The organism is Gemmiger formicilis (assembly GCF_900167555.1).
GTDB lineage: Bacteria > Bacillota > Clostridia > Oscillospirales > Ruminococcaceae > Gemmiger > Gemmiger formicilis.
On the sequence record NZ_FUYF01000005.1, the window covers coordinates 19,997 to 36,127 of the forward strand.

Sequence of the window (16,131 nt, forward strand, 5' to 3'; positions counted from 1 at the left end):
TCATACGCGCGCCACGCCGCTTTCTCTCGCGGCCTGTGCGACGGCAGCGGCGACGGCATCGGCCACGCGGGGGTCAAATGCTTTGGGCAGGATGTTTTCCTCGTTCAGCTCGTCGTCGGGGATGAGACCCGCGATGGCCTTAGCGGCGGCCATCTTCATAGCGGGGTTGATGTCCCGCGCACGGACGGACAGCGCACCCTTGAAGATGCCGGGGAACGCCAGCACATTGTTGACCTGGTTCGGGAAGTCGCTGCGGCCCGTGCCGATGACGCGGACGCCCGCCTGCTTAGCGAGGTCGGGCATGATCTCGGGCGTGGGATTCGCCATGGCGAACACAATCGCGTCCTTCGCCATCGTGGCGGCCAGTTCGGGGGTCAGTGCGCCCGCAATCGACGTACCAATGAAGATGTCCGCGTCCCGTATGGCCTCGGCCAGACCGCCGGTCAGCTTTTCGGGGTTCGTCTCCTCGGCCAGCCTGCCCTTGTGGCCTTCAAGGCCCGCGGGGCGGTTCGGGTAGAGGATGCCGTGCTCATCAACGGCGACGATGTTCTTAGCGCCCGCGACCTGCAGCATGTGGATGATGGCCGTGCCCGCCGCGCCGGGGCCGTTCTGGACGATCTTGACGTCCTCAATGCGCTTGCCGACGACCTTCAGGGCGTTGAGCACACCCGCCAGCACGATGATGGCTGTGCCATGCTGGTCGTCGTGGAACACGGGGATGTCGAGGTCACGCTCGAGTTCGGCTTCGATTTCAAAGCACTCGGGGCTGCGGATGTCCTCCAGGTTGATACCGCCGAAGGTCGGGGCAATGGCCTTGACCGCAGCAATGACCTCCTCCTTCGTCTTGGCGTTCAGGCAGATGGGGAAAGCATCGACGCCGCCGAACTCCTTGAACAGGACGCACTTGCCCTCCATGACCGGCAGACCGGCCTCGGGGCCGATGTTGCCCAGACCCAGCACGGCAGTGCCGTTCGTGACGACGGCGACGGTGCGGCCCTTCATCGTGTAGGTGTAGACGTCATCGGGGTTTGCCTTGATCTTGCGGCACGGCTCGGCCACGCCGGGGGTATAGGCGGTGGACAGCGCGTCGCGGTCCTTGCATTCGCAAAGGCTCTGCACGGCGATCTTGCCGGGGAACTTGCTGTGGAGTTCCAGAGCAGCTTTGTTGTAGTCCATGGGGATACCTCTCCTTTATATAGTTTTACTTTCCGTAATGGTGCCCGGTAGGGGCCGGACATGTCCGGCCCGCAGCCTTGCCGCCAAATCGCTATGGATTTTACGTTGAGGGCAGGGCATGCCCTGCCCCTACAGGGTTGCTTCTTTTATTCGTGGTGTACCGGCGCATAGTCCGGTTCCAGCTTTATGACACAGAAATGGTCGGGCCACTTGGCCTGTACGGCATTGCGCAGGGCATTGACGAGCTTGACGCCCCGGTGCTGCTTGTCGGTCATGTACTCAGCAGGGACGGCACAGTCAAAAATCACGTTCGTATGTGTCGGGCCGGGCACAATGCGCAGGTCGTGGATGTTGGCCAGCGGCGCGAGCTCCTCGACCTCACGCTGCAAAAACGCCTTCAGCTCGTCCGCGTGGGGGTCACCGGTCACGACGGGGTCAAAGTGGATCGTCGCGATCAGCCCGTCCTCCACAAGCAGGTCCCGCTCAATGCGGTCAATGACATCGTGGCTGTGCATGACGTCATCCTTAGCATCCATTTCCAGATGGAAGCTGACCAGGCGGCTTCCGGGGCCGTAGTCGTGGATCATCAGATCGTGCACGCCGAGCACGCCGGGATAGCTCAGGGCCTTTTTCTCGATATGCTCGACCAGATCCGAGTCAGGCGCTGCACCCAGCAGCGGATTGATGGTGTCTTTGACGAGCATTGCACCGCTGTACAAAATGAACGCCGCCACACCGATACCCATCAGTCCGTCAATGCGGGCAAAGCCGGTGAGCTTTGTCAGAATCGTGGCTGCCAGAACCGCTGCCGTCGTGATGACATCGTTGCGGGCATCGGCGGCGGTGGCCAGCAGCGTTTCCGAGTCGATGGCCGTGCCGATCTGCCGGTTCAGCCTGCTCATCCAGAGCTTGACGAGGATGGACGCAATCAGTACTGCAACCATGAGCCAGCTGAAAGCGACCTCCGTCGGGTGCAGAACCTTGGCAAAGCTCTCCTTCAAAAGCTCCACGCCGATGACCAGGATCATGACAGAGACCGCCAGCCCGGCCAGATACTCATACCGGGCATGGCCGTAGGGATGCTCCGAGTCCGCCGGGCGCGCGCCGAGCTTGAAGCCGACGAGGCTGACGACATTGGAGCTGGCATCGGAGAGGTTGTTCATGCCGTCGGCGGTGATGGCAACGCTGCCGGTCAGTACACCAACGGCGATCTTGCCGCCCGCCAGCAGTAGGTTGCACACCACGCTGACGATGCAGGCCAGATTTCCGTAAGCCGTGCGGACGGCGCGATCCGCGGTGCTTTTATAATTTTTGACGAAAGTCCGTATTAAAAGCTGAATCAGTGGGAATACCCCCTCTTTTAGAAAAAGACAGACCTTGTAAGGGTCTGCCTTTTGGTTGGTTATAAGTTCTTGCCTCCTCTGGGAGGGGGCCAAGGAGAAAAATTACTTCCGCACGATGCAGGCATCGCGCTCGGGGCCGACGGAGATGTACTTGATCTTGCAGCCGACCAGTTCCTCCAGACGTGTGACATAGTTCTGAGCAGCCTTGGGCAGGTCCTCAAACTTGCGCACGCCGGTAATGTCGCAGTGCCAGCCGGGCACGGTCTCCACAACAGGCTGAGCATCGTCCAGCGTCTTGCCCATGGGGAAGCGGGTGGTCGTGCTGCCGTCGGTCAGCTTGTAGGCGGTGACGATGGGCACTTCCTCCATGTAGTCGAGGACGTCCAGCAGGGTCAGGGCCAGTTCATCGCAGCCCTGGCACTGCACGCCGTAGCGGCTTGCCACAGCGTCGAACGGGCCGACGCGGCGGGGACGGCCCGTGGCGGCGCCGTACTCATGGCCGTGCTCACGCAGCACATCCTTTTCCGCCTCGGTCATAGCCAGCTCCGTGGTGAAGGGGCCCTCACCGACGCAGGAGGAATAAGCCTTCATAATGCCGATGGAGAGGCTCAGCTTGTGGCCCGGGATGCCCGCACCGATGGGTGCATAGGCGGACACGGTGTTGGAGGAAGACGTGTAAGGATAGATGCCGAAGTCGATGTCACGCAGAGCGCCCAGCTGGGCCTCGAACATGATCTTCTTGCCCTCGCGGTCAGCCTTGTCCAGATAGTCGCCCACATCGCAGATATAGGGGGCAAACATCTTGGAATATTTCTCGCACCAGGCCCACATCTCGTCAACGCTGACGGGCTTCTGGCCGTAGATCTTCTCCATGGTCAGGTTCTTGGACTCAACGATGGTCTCCAGACGCTTCCTGACACTGGCGTCCATGTGGACGAGGTCGCCCATGCGCAGGGTCTTTTTCATGTACTTGTCGCCGTAGCTGTAGGCGATGCCGCGCTTGGTGGAGCCGAACTGAGCGCCGGTCTTGGACAGGCGCTCCTCCTCAAGGCCGTCCTGTGCGACATGGAACGGCATGGTGATGGTCGCACGGTCAGAGATTTTCAGGTTTTTGGGGCTGATCTCAACACCCTTCTCGGTCAGGGAGGCGATTTCCTTCTCGAGGTGCTCGGGGTCGATGACCATGCCGCCGCCCATAACGCAGACAACGTCGGGGCGCAGAATGCCGGAGGGAATCAGGTTCAGGACGAATTTGCCGCGCTCGGTCTTGACGGTGTGGCCTGCATTGTCGCCGCCCTGATAGCGCGCAACAATGTCATAGTCCTGGCTGAGCAGGTCGACCATGCGGCCCTTGCCCTCGTCGCCCCAGTTGATGCCGGTAATGGAAGTAAGCATACGTTTCTACCTCTTTTGTAAGTAAATAGGCATTTCAGCCTTTTCCGGAATCTCCGGGATCCGCTGCCGTTCTGTATTATACCATATTTGTCAAGAGAATACTATAGCTGTTTTGTACAAGATTCAAATGTTTCCATTGGCGCAGTTGCAGGGGCAGATCAATGCTTAGAGAGCTTCGCGTACTCGGCATAGGGGATCTTTGCGCCGTCCGCAGTCTGGACATAGGTGCTGTCGAGCTGCTGTTTGAAAGCCGCGCGCATATCGGCCAGATACTCCTTGCGCAAAGCGTCGCGCTCGGCGGTTTCGCGCTCGGTCAGACCGATGGCCTTGGCCTTTTTTGCCAGCGCGTTGATGCGGTCAATTTTGGATTTTTCCATGGTGTATGTCTCCTTGTTGTTTGTTTTTTACCATTATACCACATTTTCACAGCAATTTCATTTTACTTTTCCGAAAAAGCGTGTATAATAAGAAAGTATGCAATTTTGAAAAAGACAGGAGAATTCCATGAAACTGAAGAATTTCCGCCGTGTGGCAGCCCTTGGCATGGCTGTCGGCATGACTGCTGTGCTTGCGGCCTGCGGCAATACCGCTGACACCGCCTCTTCCGAGGCCGCTGAATCTACCGCCGAGACGGCTGACACCGCCGAGGAGGCCAGCGCTGAGACCGCGGACGCCGAGTACGCCTATCTGGCTGATTTCAGCTTTTCCGATGCGTTTGACGAGAACGGTTATCTCAAGGGCGTGACCGCCGCCGATTATGTCACCCTGCCCGACGACTACGCGGACATCACGATCAGCGCCGACCTGGGCCAGGTCAGCGACGACGACATCAATGATTATATTGATTCCAACGTGCTGTCCAACTTTGCGACCACGAATGAGGTCAAGGACCGCGCGGCCGCGGACGGCGATACGGTCAACATTGACTATGTGGGCCGCATCGACGGCGTTGCTTTCGACGGCGGCGACACCAAGGGCAGCGGCGCTGACCTGACTTTGGGCAGCGGCACCTACATTGACAACTTTGAAGATCAGATCGTCGGCCATACCCCTGGCGAGACCTTTGACGTCACGGTCACCTTCCCCGAGGATTACGGCAATGAGGACCTGAACGGCAAGGAAGCCGTCTTTGAGACGACCCTGAACTACATCAAGGAGTCCGTCACCCCCGAGCTGACCGACGACTGGGTCAAGGAAAATCTCGGCAAGAGCATGAGCCTGAACAGCGTCGATGAGCTGAAAGCCTTCGTCAAGTCCACGATGCTCTATGACAACCAGGCCAGTGACGTTTACACCGCCCTGCATGACAAGGCCAGCTACGCGGACGAGCTGCCGCAGACCGCGCTGGACTACTACCGCGATGTGCTGCTGTACCGCATTTACACCAACGCCCAGAAATACGGCACCGACATGAACGCCCTGCTTTCCTCCGGCATGATGGGCAGCAGCTATGACAGCGTGGATGCCTATCTGGCAGATGCCAACGACAGCATCAAGTCCATCACCCAGCAGGCCCTGCTGATGCAGGCCGTGGCCGAGAAAACGGGCTTCAAGTGCGACACCGCCACCATGAACGCTGACTTTGGCCGCTACTACGGCACCACCGACCCGAGCCAGTATGTCTCCGCCTACGGTGAGAACTACATCAAGATGAACGTTCTGCAGAGCGACGTCATGCAGAACCTGATCGACAACGTCAAGTACGAATAAGCGGTAAGCGCCGCCGCACTCCCGGTTTTGCACCGGGAGTGCTTTTTTGTTGCTTTTTGCGGGGGAAACCTTTATAATAAAGGTATTCTGAATAAGGAGTCCTTCCCTATGCCTCTTATCATCCCGAAAGACCTGCCTGCTTACGAGGAATTGCAGCAGGAAAATGTATTTGTCATGCACCAGGAGCGCGCGATGAGCCAGCATATCCGCCCGCTGCGCATCCTGATTTTAAACCTGATGCCGACCAAGATCGTGACCGAGACCCAGCTGGCCCGCCTGCTGGCAAACAGCCCTTTGCAGGTGCAGGTCACCTTTTTGCAGACAGCGACCCACAGCACGACCCACACCGCGCCCGAGCACATGAAGGCGTTCTACAAGACGTTTGACGAGATTAAAAACGAGCGCTTTGACGGCATGATCATCACCGGCGCGCCGATTGAGGACCTGGACTACGAGGACGTTGACTACTGGGACGAGCTCTGCCGCATCATGGACTACACCAAGGAGAACGTCTACTCCACCATCCACCTGTGCTGGGGTGCGCTGGCGGGGCTGTACTACCACTTCGGCATCCCCAAGGTGCATCTGGACAAGAAGATGTTCGGCGTGTTTGAGCATCGTGTGACACGCCCCTCCAACCCGCTGGTGCGCGGCTTCGACGAGGTATTCTACGCCCCGCACAGCCGCTGGGCCGGGCTGGACCGCGCCGCCATCGACGCCTGCGGCGACCTGCGCATTCTGGCCGAGAGCGACATTGCCGGGCCGATGCTGCTTTCCACCGAGTCCGGGCGGCAGATCTTTGTCATCGGCCACCCCGAGTACGACAAATATACGCTGGACAGGGAGTATAAGCGCGATGTGAAGGCCGGCAAGCCCATCAACATCCCATGCAACTACTACCCCGACGACGATCCGAGCCGCGACCCGCTGTTCCGCTGGCGCGCCCACGGGTATCTGCTGTACACGAACTGGCTGAACTACTACGTGTATCAGGACACGCCGTATGATCTGAGCCGTCTGGAAGCGTTGGAGAAGTAATAGCCCATTTGTAGGAGCGGATGCCTGCATCTGCCCCTACAGGTTCCCCGATAGTAGAATTTTGTCTCAAGGAGCTTACTATGCCCAAAATCAGCGCCTGCATTGTGGCGTACTGTGATTATGACGAGGTCTGCGCCGCGGTGCGCAGCATCCTGCACTATACCCCTGCCCCGGATCTTGCCCTGTATGTCGTGGACAACGGCAGTCCCGACGGCTGCGGCAGGCAGCTGGCAGAGACGGATTTCGGCGACAGCCGCGTGACCGTGCTTCCGCTGGAAAAGAATATCGGCTTCGGCAAGGGCCACAACTATGTGCTGGATCGTCTGACCAGCGACGTACACTTTATTCTGAACCCGGACATCCTGCTGACCGGCGACGTGCTGGAGGACATGGCCGCGTGGCTGCTGGCCCGGCCCGGGGCCGCCATGGCAACGCCCCAGCTGCGCTACCCGGACGGCAAGCTGCAGCACCTGCCCCGCCGCAAGCCGACGCCCTGGCTGCTGCTGGCGCGGCAGCTGGCCCCGAAGCTCGGCGGCTGCTTTAAGAAGGCCGACGACCACTACACGATGCAGGATGAGGATCTGACCGTGCCCCGCCGCATCGAGTTCTGCAGCGGCAGCTTTATGGCCGTGCGCACCGATGTGTTCAAGGAAATCGGCGGGTTTGACCCCGGGTATTTCATGTATGTGGAGGACGCCGACCTGACCCAGAAGGTGCTGCAGAAGGGCACCGTCTGGCTGGCTCCGCAGTTTTCCGCCATTCATGCGTGGCACCGCGCCCCCATGCGCGACGCAGGCAAGTTCAAGATGCAGCTTGTCAGCATGGGACGGTATTTCAAAAAGTGGGGCTGTGGGAAAGGCAGCGTGTAACGCCGCAGGGGTATTGACATTTGTCCTCACCTGTGGTACATTTAATCCATAGCAAGGCCGCTGACCGACGGAAATACGTGGGGTTCACCACGGGGGACGCGGCACCACAACTTGCTGCTTAAGCCGACCGTCTGGGCTGCATACACTGGGGAATGAGTGTGTGCAGCCCATTTTGTTTTAAAACGGAGGGAATTACTATGCTGAGCGACATCGAAATTGCACAGGCCGCCGAAATGAAGCCTATCACCGAGATCGCAGCCAAGCTGGGCTTGCAGGGCGAGGACGTCATCCCCTACGGCCACTACAAGGCCAAGCTGAACCACAAGCTGGCCAAGGCTGACAAGCCCGAGGGCAAGCTGATCTTAGTCACCGCCATCAGCCCCACGCCCGCGGGCGAAGGCAAGACCACGACGAGCGTCGGTCTGGCGGACGCCATGAACGCGCTGGGCAAAAAAACGATGCTCTGTCTGCGTGAGCCGTCGCTCGGCCCCGTGTTCGGCATCAAGGGCGGCGCTGCCGGCGGCGGCTATGCCCAGGTCGTGCCGATGGAGGACATCAACCTGCACTTTACCGGCGACATCCATGCCATCGGCGCAGCCAACAACCTGCTGGCTGCCATGATCGACAACTCGATCCAGCAGGGCAACCCGCTGAACATTGACCCCCGCCGCATCACCTGGAAGCGCTGCATGGACATGAATGACCGCCAGCTGCGGTTCATCGTGGACGGCCTCGGCGGCAAGGTCAACGGCACCCCGCGTGAGGACGGCTTTGACATCACCGTTGCCAGTGAGGTCATGGCGGTGTTCTGCCTGGCCACCGATCTGGAGGACTTAAAGGCCCGCCTGTCCCGCATCGTCTGCGCCTACACCTACGACGGCCAGCCCGTCACCGCCGGGCAGATCGGCGCGGCGGGCGCGATGACCGCGCTTTTGAAGGACGCGCTCGACCCGAACCTTGTCCAGACGCTGGAGCACAACCCCGCCATCATCCACGGCGGTCCGTTCGCCAACATTGCCCACGGCTGCAACAGTGCCATTGCCACCAGGTTGAGCCTCAAGCTGGCCGACTACGTTGTGACCGAGGCCGGCTTCGGCGCGGATCTGGGTGCGGAGAAGTTCCTTGACATCAAGTGCCGCTATGCCGGGCTGCACCCCGCCGCCGTTGTGCTGGTGGCCACGGTGCGCGCGCTCAAGTCCCACGGCGGCGTGGCCAAGCCCGATCTGGGCAAGCCCAACGCCGAGGCCGTGCGTGCGGGCAGCGTTAATCTGGCCCGCCACATTGAGAACCTGCAGGGCTTTGGTCTGCCGGTCTGCGTTGCCATCAACGCCTTCCCCACCGACACTGCGGAGGAGATGGATGTTATTTATGACGTCTGCAACAAGGCCGGTGTGCCCTGCGCCCTGAGCGAGGTCTTTGCCAAGGGCGGCGAGGGCGGCAAGGCGCTGGCCGAGACCGTGCTGTCCATCCTGGACGACGGTGCCGAGGTGCAATACACCTACGAGCTGGACGCGCCGCTGACGGATAAGATCGAGGCCGTCGCCACGAAGATCTACCGCGCGGGCCGCGTAAGCTACACCGCCGCCGCAAAAAAGACGCTGGACGAGCTGACCGCGCTGGGTTATGGCAAGCTGCCGGTCTGCATTGCCAAAACGCAGTATTCCTTCAGCGACAACGCCAAACTGACGGGTGCGCCCGAGGGTCACACGCTGAATGTGCGCGAGGTGCGTTTGAGCGCCGGTGCGGGCTTTGTGGTCGTTGTCTGCGGCAGCATCATGACGATGCCCGGCCTGCCCAAGCACCCCGCCGCCATGGACATTGACGTGGATGTACACGGGAAGATCACGGGTCTTTTCTGATTGGTAAATTTGGTAAAATCGTAAAATAGAGAATCCCCCTTCCGGGAGGCTGTAGGGGCGGATGACGAGCATCCGCCCCTACAGAGTTCCCGGAAGGGGGATTCTTATTGATAGTTATCACACAGGCTTACAAATTTTCGCCGTTCGCACCAATGGTCCCGGCATACCATGCGGCGCTGTCCCCGGGGGCAGGCCGGCGTTATTCCGCCATGTCTCCCGCTTTTGCTTCCGGGGTCTCTGCGGCCTTCTGCTCCATGTCCGGGGCAATTTTACCGCCGGGCATCTTGTAGCCGAAGGACGGCACAAAGAAATACTTGCGGATGATGAAGATCAGCGCGATGGCCCCCACGCTGACCAGGTTCTGCACGGCGTCCTCATGGCCGACGATCATGTGGCGGGCAATGGCGTAGAGCAGTACCTCCAGCACGCTGCCGGGGCTGTGCTTGGCCAGCATCTTGATAAACTCGATGCCGATGACGATGTCCAGCGCACGTTCCAGAAAGGTGCGGATCTCCAGGCTGTCGGCATCGGTCAGCAGACCGGGCATCAGCTCCACCAGCGGGACAATGCTCATGAGCAGGGCCACCAGCACAATGCCGGAGAGCACGACTTCGAGGATGCCCGCAGCCTCGGCGATCTGGTCGCGGAAGATGCGCTTGAACCATTCCTCCCTGCCGTGCAGGGCGTGATTTGTCAGGCGTCGTTTGGGTGCAATCATACAAAGCTCCTTGTTTATGTATTTTTTCTATTTTATCATATTTTTGTGCCCTGTACCAGCATAATTTTACAGGCCGTTTTAAAGTATGACAACTGCCCCCCAAGACCCATCAAAAACGACAAAAAGCGACGGTCAAAACCCTTTTGCACCGTTTTTTGGCTGAAATGTCCGCCGGGCGCTTGCATTTTTTTTGTCCAGCGTTTACACTACAAGTACAGGGCACATCTTACTTTTATTAAAGGGGGATCTTCCGTGGCAAACGCAATGCAGCGTATTGGCTTCTTCGCGGGTGTTCTGTACCATCATACCCTTTTTACGTCGACACCACAGCGCAGTGTATCCTGATGCGGAGCACTGCGCTGTTTGCTTTGTAAGGGAGGTTTCAAAACGTATGAAAAAAGTTGCGATCATCATGGGCTCGGACAGTGACTGGCCGGTGGTCAAGGGTGCCTGCACGGTGCTGAAGGATTTCGGCGTGCCGTATGAGGCGCACATTCTTTCGGCCCACCGCACACCGGAGGCCGCCGCCGCGTTCGCCAGGAGCGCCCGTGCCGAGGGCTACGGCGTCATTCTCTGCGCTGCCGGCATGGCCGCGCACCTGGCCGGTGCCTTTGCCGCCAACACCACCCTGCCCGTTGTGGGCATCCCGATGAAGGGCGGCGCCATGGACGGTCTGGACGCCCTGCTGGCCACTGTGCAGATGCCCAGCGGCTTTCCCGTGGCTACCGTAGCGCTGAACGGCGCGAAGAACGCCGCGTATCTGGCTGTGGCGATTCTGGCCGTGGCCGACGACGAGCTGGCCGCGAAGCTTGACAGCTTCCGCGCCGACACCGCCGCCGCGATTGCCAAGAAGGACGCCGCCATTGCCGCCGAAGCCGCAGCACTGTAAAAGGGCCTTCCCCAAAAGGGGAAGCCAAAGACAGGTACACATACATACTTTACTATATTATACTATAAAAAGGAGCGTTTCTCATGAATTACGAAGTCAAAGAGCAGCTGTACGAAGGTAAGGCCAAGCAGGTTTTCGCTACCAACGATCCCGAGATCGTCATGGTCCACTATAAGGATGACGCCACTGCCGGTGACGGTGAGAAGAAGGGCACCATTCGCGACAAGGGCATTGTCAACAACAAGCTGTCCAACGCTCTGATGCAGAAGCTCGAGAAGGAGGGCATCCCCACCCATTACGTGCAGGAGGTCAATGACCGCGACACCTTTGTGAAGAAGGTCGAGATCGTGCCTCTGGAGGTCATCGTCCGCAACGTTGCAGCCGGTCACTTCAGCCTGCGCATGGGCGTGCCCGAGGGCAAGGTCTTTAAGACCCCCATCCTCGAGTACAGCTACAAGAACGACGATCTGCACGACCCGTTCATCAACCACTACTACGCCCTGGCCCTCGACCTGGCTACCCAGGAGGAGCTGGACACCATCGCGAAGTATGCCTTCAAGGTCAACGAGGTGCTGAAGAAGATCATGCTGGACGCCAACATCCGTCTGGTGGACTTTAAGCTCGAGTTTGGCCGCCTGTCCGACGGCACGATCATCCTGGCCGACGAGATCAGCCCCGACACCTGCCGTTTCTGGGACGCCACCACCGGCGCACATCTGGACAAGGATCTGTTCCGCCGCAACATGGGCGGCGAAGCCGACGCTTACCAGGAAGTCATGAAGCGCCTGCTGGGCTGATTGCACCCGCATAATTTACCGTGCGCTTTCCCGTAGGGGCGTATTCCCTATGCGCCCGCAAGAGGCAACCGACCCACGGGCGGATATAGGATCCGCCCCTACGGCTTTACCATTCCGACAATTGGAGCAAATAAATGAGCGAAATTTCCCAATACACCGAGTCCCTGCACGAGGAGTGCGGCGTGTTCGGTATGTATGACAAGACCGGCGAGACCGATATGGTCAGCGCCGTCTACAGTGCGCTGTACGCCCTGCAGCACCGCGGCCAGGAGAGCTGCGGCATTGCGCTGAACGTCGACGGCGTGCTGTCCGGCTACCGCGATCTGGGCCTTGTCAGCGAGGTCTTTACCAAGCGCGTGCTGGAGGAGCTGCCCCGCGGCGCAAAGATGGCTACCGGCCATGTCCGCTATGCCACGGCGGGCCAGCGCAGCCGTTCCAACGCGCAGCCGATGGTTCTGCATCACTGCAAGGGCGCTATGGCGGTCTGCCACAACGGCAACCTTGTCAACGCGCCGAAGCTGCGCCGCAAGCTCGAGATGAGCGGTTCGATCTTTCACGGCACGTCGGACACCGAGGTCATCGCCTATCTGCTGACCCAGAACCGTCTGCTGACGCCGAACATTGAGATGGCCGTCAGCCGCACGATGGACGACATCGAGGGTGCATACTCCCTCGTCATTATGACCCACACCAAGCTGATCGCGGCGCGCGACCCCAACGGCTTCCGCCCGCTGTGCATCGGCGAGCTGCCCGACGGCAACGGCTATGCCTTTGCCAGCGAGAGCTGTGCGCTGGACGCCGTGGGTGCGAAGTTCGTCCGTGACGTGCGCCCCGGCGAGATCGTTATTGCCGACCGCAACGGCCTGCGCACGATGGAGGATCACTGCGGCGCCGCGCCGCACACGATGTGCGTCTTTGAGTACATCTACTTTGCCCGCCCGGATTCCGTCATCGAGGGCACCTGTGTGCATGAGGCCCGTCTGCAGGCGGGCCGGTTCCTGGCGCAGGAACATCCCGTGGAGGCCGATGTCGTCATCGGCGCGCCGGACTCCGGTCTGGATGCAGCTCTCGGCTATGCGCAGGAGAGCGGCATCCCCTACGGCGTGGGCTTTATCAAGAACAAATATGTAGGCCGCACCTTCATTCAGGGCAGCCAGGCCCAGCGCGAGAGCAGCGTGCGCATCAAGCTGAACGCCATCACGTCCACGGTCAAGGGCAAGCGCGTTGTGCTGGTCGATGACTCCATCGTCCGCGGCACGACGAGCGCCCGCACCATCCGCCTGCTGCGCGAGGCCGGTGCTGCCGAGGTACACTACCGGATCAGTGCGCCGCCGTTCGCCCACCCGTGCTACTTCGGCACCGACATTCCCGACGAGAAGGACCTGATTGCCACCGGCCACACGGTGGAGGAGATCAACGAGCTGGTCGGGTCTGACACGCTGGGCTATTTGAGCATTGAGCATGTGCAGCAGCTGGCCATCCACAGCAAGTGCGGCTTCTGCACGGGCTGCTTTACCGGCAAATACCCCGTCGCCCCGCCCACCGAGACGATGGACATTGTCTACGACAAGCCGCTGAGCCAGTCTAAGACGAATAAAAAGCTGTAATCATAACGACGGAAGCGCAGCAGTAGCGCAAACTTCTCTCCCCCACCGCCTGCGGGCGGAGCCCCCTCGCAGAGGGGGCCAAGCCTCCTTGCCTCCCTCTGCGAGGGAGGTGGCGCGCAGCGCCGGAGGGAGAGAGCTTGCCGCTGCCACCCGATTTTCCGAGTAATGTAACACATTTAGGAGTTCAACATGGAAAAAAGCTATTCTGCCAGCTACGCCGCTGCAGGCGTGGATATTACCGCCGGGTACCGCTCTGTTGAGCTGATGAAGCAGTATGTGGCCCGCACGATGACCGAGAACTGCATCGGCGGTCTGGGCGGCTTCGGTGGCCTGTTTGAGCTGGACTGCACCGGCATGGAGCATCCCGTTCTGATTTCCGGCACTGACGGCGTCGGCACCAAGCTGCGCATTGCCATGCTGCTGGACAAGCACGACACCATCGGCATCGACTGCGTGGCCATGTGCGTCAACGACGTCATCTGCGCCGGTGCCAAGCCGCTGGTTTTCCTCGACTACATCGCCTGCGGCAAGAACATCCCGGAGAAGATTGCCGAGATTGTCAAGGGCGTGGCCGAGGGCTGCGTCCAGGCGGGCTGCTCCCTCGTGGGCGGCGAGACCGCCGAGCACCCCGGCATGATGCCCGAGGATGAGTACGACCTGGCCGGTTTCACCGTCGGCGTCGTGGACAAGGCAAAGATTTTGGACAACTCCACGATGCAGCCGGGCGATGTCATCATCGCACTGCCCTCCACGGGCGTACACTCCAACGGTTTCTCGCTGGTGCGCAAAATTTTTGACATCGACAACAACCCCGATGTGCTGAAAAAGACATTCGACGGCATGGACAAGCCCCTGGGCGAGGCCCTGCTGGCCCCCACGAAGATCTACGTCAAGCCCGTGCTGGCTGTCATGGACGAGATCACGGTCAAGGGCGTGTCCCACATCACCGGCGGCGGCTTCTATGAGAACATTCCCCGCAGCCTGAAGAAGGGCTGTGCGGCCCGCATCGCCAAGGCCGATGTGCGCATCCCTGCCCTGTTCGACGTCATGCAGCGCGAGGGCGGCATCTCCGAGCACGATATGTTCAACACCTTCAACATGGGCGTCGGCATGGTGCTGACCGTCGCGCCCGAGGATGCGGACAAAGCCATTGCCATTCTGAAGGCCCACGGCGAGGACGCCTACCGTCTGGGCACCATCGTCGAGGGCGACGGGGTCGAGCTGGTATGAAGCGTGTAGCGGTACTGGTATCGGGCGGCGGCACGAACCTGCAAGCCCTGCTGGAAAGCGAGCGCCGCGGCGAGAACCCGAACGGCAAAATCGAGCTGGTCGTTGCCAGCAAGCCCGGCGTCTACGCGCTGGAGCGCGCCGCCAATTTCGGTGTAGAATCTGCTGTTGTCAGCCGCAGGGACTACGCTGACAGCGCAGCGTTTGACGCCGCCCTGCTGGACACCCTGCAGAAGCACAGTATTGACGTGGTCGTGCTGGCAGGCTTTTTGAGCGTGCTGGGCGAAAAGGTCATTGCGGCCTACCGCAATAAAATCATCAATGTTCATCCCAGCCTGATCCCCAGCTTCTGCGGCCCCGGCTTCTACGGACTGCGCGTGCACGAGGCTGCGCTGGCCCGCGGCGTGAAGCTGACCGGCGCTACCGTCCACCTTGTAAACGAGGAATGTGACGGCGGGCCCATTCTGCTGCAGAAGGCCGTGGCTGTGGAGCCTGGCGACACCCCCGAGACGCTGCAGAAGCGCGTCATGGTCGAGGCCGAGTGGCAGCTGCTGCCCAAGGCGCTGGCTATGGTGTGCAGTGACGAGGTGTAAAATCGCAACAATGGCAAAGTTCTCTCCCCCACCGCCTGCGGGCGGAGCCCCCTCGCAGAGGGGGCCAAGGCTTCCAGGCTCCCTCTGCGAGGGAGCTGTCCGCGCAGCGGACTGAGGGAGAGAGCCTTGCCACCACATCCCGTTTTATGTTTTTCTATACACCAAAACGAGGTCAATTATGAAAAAAAACATCTACAAATATCTTGCCGGGAATGACTACCCCGGGCGCGGCATTGTGCTGGGCAAAAGCCCCGACGGCCAGAAGGCGTTCGTCGCCTACTGGATCATGGGCCGCAGCGCCAACAGCCGCAACCGTGTGTTTGAGCCTATCGACGGCGGCATCCGCACGGTGGCCGCTGACCCGGCCAAGCTCGAGGACCCGCACCTCATTATCTACAACGCTGTGCTGACCCTGCGGGAGACCACCGTGGTCACGAACGGCGACCAGACCGACACGATTGCCCGTTTCATGAACGGCAACCTTTTCCCCGGCTACAGCTTTGAGGCTGCGCTGGCGACCCGCACCTATGAGGACGACGCGCCGAACTTTACCCCGCGCATCTCCGGCGTCGTCGATATGCGCCGCGGCGGCTACAAGCTGTCCATTGTCAAGTCCGACGAGGGCAACGCCGAGAGCGTGCAGCGCCAGACCTTCGACTACCCGCAGCCTGTGGCCGGTGAGGGACACTTCATCAGCACTTACGTCAAGAACGGTGCGCCGATTCCCAGCTTTGCGGGTGAGCCGCTGCGCGTCGCCATCGACACGAACAACGCGGACAAGTTTGCCGACAAGCTGTGGGCGAGCCTGAACGAGGACAATAAGGTCAGCCTGTTTGTCCGCAGCATCGAGCTGGAAACCGGCGAGTACGAGGACATTATCCTGAATAAATACACCGCTGTGGAGGGTTAA

15 protein-coding genes and 1 riboswitch are annotated in these 16,131 nt (G+C 60.3%); of the genes, 10 read left to right on the forward strand and 5 right to left on the reverse strand.

Features of this window, described 5'->3' with window-relative positions; translation table 11 throughout:
* The 4 genes from B5D32_RS05860 to B5D32_RS05875 all read right to left on the reverse strand — a co-directional run bounded on the left by B5D32_RS05860 (nucleotide 1) and on the right by B5D32_RS05875 (nucleotide 4,291).
* Nucleotides 1-1,176, reverse strand: coding sequence for an NAD(P)-dependent malic enzyme (locus B5D32_RS05860; protein ID WP_078784150.1), 1,176 nt, complete (start codon nucleotides 1,174-1,176; stop codon nucleotides 1-3).
* Between the two features lie 146 nt (nucleotides 1,177-1,322).
* The gene (locus B5D32_RS05865; protein ID WP_338108537.1) at nucleotides 1,323-2,612 is read right to left on the reverse strand and encodes a cation diffusion facilitator family transporter; all 1,290 of its coding nucleotides are present in this window, start codon (nucleotides 2,610-2,612) and stop codon (nucleotides 1,323-1,325) included.
* Between the two features lie 9 nt (nucleotides 2,613-2,621).
* Nucleotides 2,622-3,914 carry an adenylosuccinate synthase gene (locus B5D32_RS05870; RefSeq protein ID WP_078784151.1) on the reverse strand — a complete coding sequence of 431 codons (1,293 nt, stop codon included), beginning with the start codon at nucleotides 3,912-3,914 and terminating at the stop codon, nucleotides 2,622-2,624.
* 158 nt (nucleotides 3,915-4,072) lie between these two features.
* A complete protein-coding gene (locus B5D32_RS05875) occupies nucleotides 4,073-4,291 on the reverse strand; it encodes a DUF896 domain-containing protein (protein WP_078784152.1) in 219 nt (72 codons plus the stop codon).
* A 127-nt stretch (nucleotides 4,292-4,418) separates the two neighbouring features.
* On the opposite strand from B5D32_RS05875, the gene B5D32_RS05880 reads away from it, so the two are divergent.
* From B5D32_RS05880 to B5D32_RS05895, 4 genes are all read left to right on the forward strand, one after another.
* On the forward strand, nucleotides 4,419-5,624 hold the full coding sequence (locus B5D32_RS05880) for an FKBP-type peptidyl-prolyl cis-trans isomerase (protein ID WP_078784153.1): 1,206 nt from the start codon (nucleotides 4,419-4,421) through the stop codon (nucleotides 5,622-5,624).
* 108 nt (nucleotides 5,625-5,732) lie between these two features.
* The gene (metA, locus tag B5D32_RS05885) at nucleotides 5,733-6,662 is read left to right on the forward strand and encodes a homoserine O-acetyltransferase MetA (protein WP_078784154.1); all 930 of its coding nucleotides are present in this window, start codon (nucleotides 5,733-5,735) and stop codon (nucleotides 6,660-6,662) included.
* An 80-nt stretch (nucleotides 6,663-6,742) separates the two neighbouring features.
* Complete coding sequence (locus tag B5D32_RS05890) at nucleotides 6,743-7,531, forward strand: glycosyltransferase family 2 protein (RefSeq protein ID WP_078784155.1); 789 nt, start codon at nucleotides 6,743-6,745, stop codon at nucleotides 7,529-7,531.
* Between the two features lie 50 nt (nucleotides 7,532-7,581).
* A riboswitch (ZMP/ZTP riboswitch) is annotated at nucleotides 7,582-7,675 on the forward strand.
* Nucleotides 7,676-7,728: 53 nt separating this feature from the next.
* Nucleotides 7,729-9,390 carry a formate--tetrahydrofolate ligase gene (locus tag B5D32_RS05895; RefSeq protein WP_200805166.1) on the forward strand — a complete coding sequence of 554 codons (1,662 nt, stop codon included), beginning with the start codon at nucleotides 7,729-7,731 and terminating at the stop codon, nucleotides 9,388-9,390.
* Between the two features lie 199 nt (nucleotides 9,391-9,589).
* On the opposite strand, the gene B5D32_RS05900 is transcribed toward B5D32_RS05895, so the two are convergent.
* Nucleotides 9,590-10,108, reverse strand: coding sequence for a transporter (locus tag B5D32_RS05900; protein ID WP_078784156.1), 519 nt, complete (start codon nucleotides 10,106-10,108; stop codon nucleotides 9,590-9,592).
* Nucleotides 10,109-10,499: 391 nt separating this feature from the next.
* Here B5D32_RS05900 and purE point away from each other — a divergent pair, with 391 nt between their 5' ends.
* From purE to B5D32_RS05930, 6 genes are all read left to right on the forward strand, one after another.
* Nucleotides 10,500-10,997 (forward strand): 5-(carboxyamino)imidazole ribonucleotide mutase, encoded by a 498-nt coding sequence (gene purE, locus B5D32_RS05905; RefSeq protein ID WP_078784157.1) that lies wholly within the window; start codon nucleotides 10,500-10,502, stop codon nucleotides 10,995-10,997.
* 83 nt (nucleotides 10,998-11,080) lie between these two features.
* Complete coding sequence (gene purC / locus B5D32_RS05910) at nucleotides 11,081-11,794, forward strand: phosphoribosylaminoimidazolesuccinocarboxamide synthase (protein WP_078784158.1); 714 nt, start codon at nucleotides 11,081-11,083, stop codon at nucleotides 11,792-11,794.
* Between the two features lie 143 nt (nucleotides 11,795-11,937).
* Nucleotides 11,938-13,401 carry an amidophosphoribosyltransferase gene (gene purF, locus B5D32_RS05915; RefSeq protein WP_078784305.1) on the forward strand — a complete coding sequence of 488 codons (1,464 nt, stop codon included), beginning with the start codon at nucleotides 11,938-11,940 and terminating at the stop codon, nucleotides 13,399-13,401.
* A 189-nt stretch (nucleotides 13,402-13,590) separates the two neighbouring features.
* Nucleotides 13,591-14,631: a phosphoribosylformylglycinamidine cyclo-ligase gene (gene purM / locus B5D32_RS05920; protein WP_078784159.1), complete on the forward strand. Its 1,041-nt coding sequence runs from the start codon at nucleotides 13,591-13,593 to the stop codon at nucleotides 14,629-14,631.
* The gene (gene purN, locus B5D32_RS05925) at nucleotides 14,628-15,221 is read left to right on the forward strand and encodes a phosphoribosylglycinamide formyltransferase (RefSeq protein ID WP_078784160.1); all 594 of its coding nucleotides are present in this window, start codon (nucleotides 14,628-14,630) and stop codon (nucleotides 15,219-15,221) included. The genes purM and purN overlap by 4 nt, the downstream gene beginning before the upstream one ends.
* A gap of 178 nt (nucleotides 15,222-15,399) precedes the next feature.
* On the forward strand, nucleotides 15,400-16,131 hold the full coding sequence (locus tag B5D32_RS05930; protein ID WP_200805167.1) for an IMP cyclohydrolase: 732 nt from the start codon (nucleotides 15,400-15,402) through the stop codon (nucleotides 16,129-16,131).

Coding starts and splice junctions, on each gene's coding strand:
- B5D32_RS05860 (WP_078784150.1), bottom strand. CDS start 1,176: ATGGACTACAACAAAGCTGCTCTGGAACTCCACAGCAAGTTCCCCGGC.
- B5D32_RS05870 (WP_078784151.1), bottom strand. CDS start 3,914: ATGCTTACTTCCATTACCGGCATCAACTGGGGCGACGAGGGCAAGGGC.
- B5D32_RS05875 (WP_078784152.1), bottom strand. CDS start 4,291: ATGGAAAAATCCAAAATTGACCGCATCAACGCGCTGGCAAAAAAGGCC.
- B5D32_RS05880 (WP_078784153.1), top strand. CDS start 4,419: ATGAAACTGAAGAATTTCCGCCGTGTGGCAGCCCTTGGCATGGCTGTC.
- metA (WP_078784154.1), top strand. CDS start 5,733: ATGCCTCTTATCATCCCGAAAGACCTGCCTGCTTACGAGGAATTGCAG.
- B5D32_RS05890 (WP_078784155.1), top strand. CDS start 6,743: ATGCCCAAAATCAGCGCCTGCATTGTGGCGTACTGTGATTATGACGAG.
- B5D32_RS05895 (WP_200805166.1), top strand. CDS start 7,729: ATGCTGAGCGACATCGAAATTGCACAGGCCGCCGAAATGAAGCCTATC.
- B5D32_RS05900 (WP_078784156.1), bottom strand. CDS start 10,108: ATGATTGCACCCAAACGACGCCTGACAAATCACGCCCTGCACGGCAGG.
- purE (WP_078784157.1), top strand. CDS start 10,500: ATGAAAAAAGTTGCGATCATCATGGGCTCGGACAGTGACTGGCCGGTG.
- purC (WP_078784158.1), top strand. CDS start 11,081: ATGAATTACGAAGTCAAAGAGCAGCTGTACGAAGGTAAGGCCAAGCAG.
- purM (WP_078784159.1), top strand. CDS start 13,591: ATGGAAAAAAGCTATTCTGCCAGCTACGCCGCTGCAGGCGTGGATATT.
- purN (WP_078784160.1), top strand. CDS start 14,628: ATGAAGCGTGTAGCGGTACTGGTATCGGGCGGCGGCACGAACCTGCAA.
- B5D32_RS05930 (WP_200805167.1), top strand. CDS start 15,400: ATGAAAAAAAACATCTACAAATATCTTGCCGGGAATGACTACCCCGGG.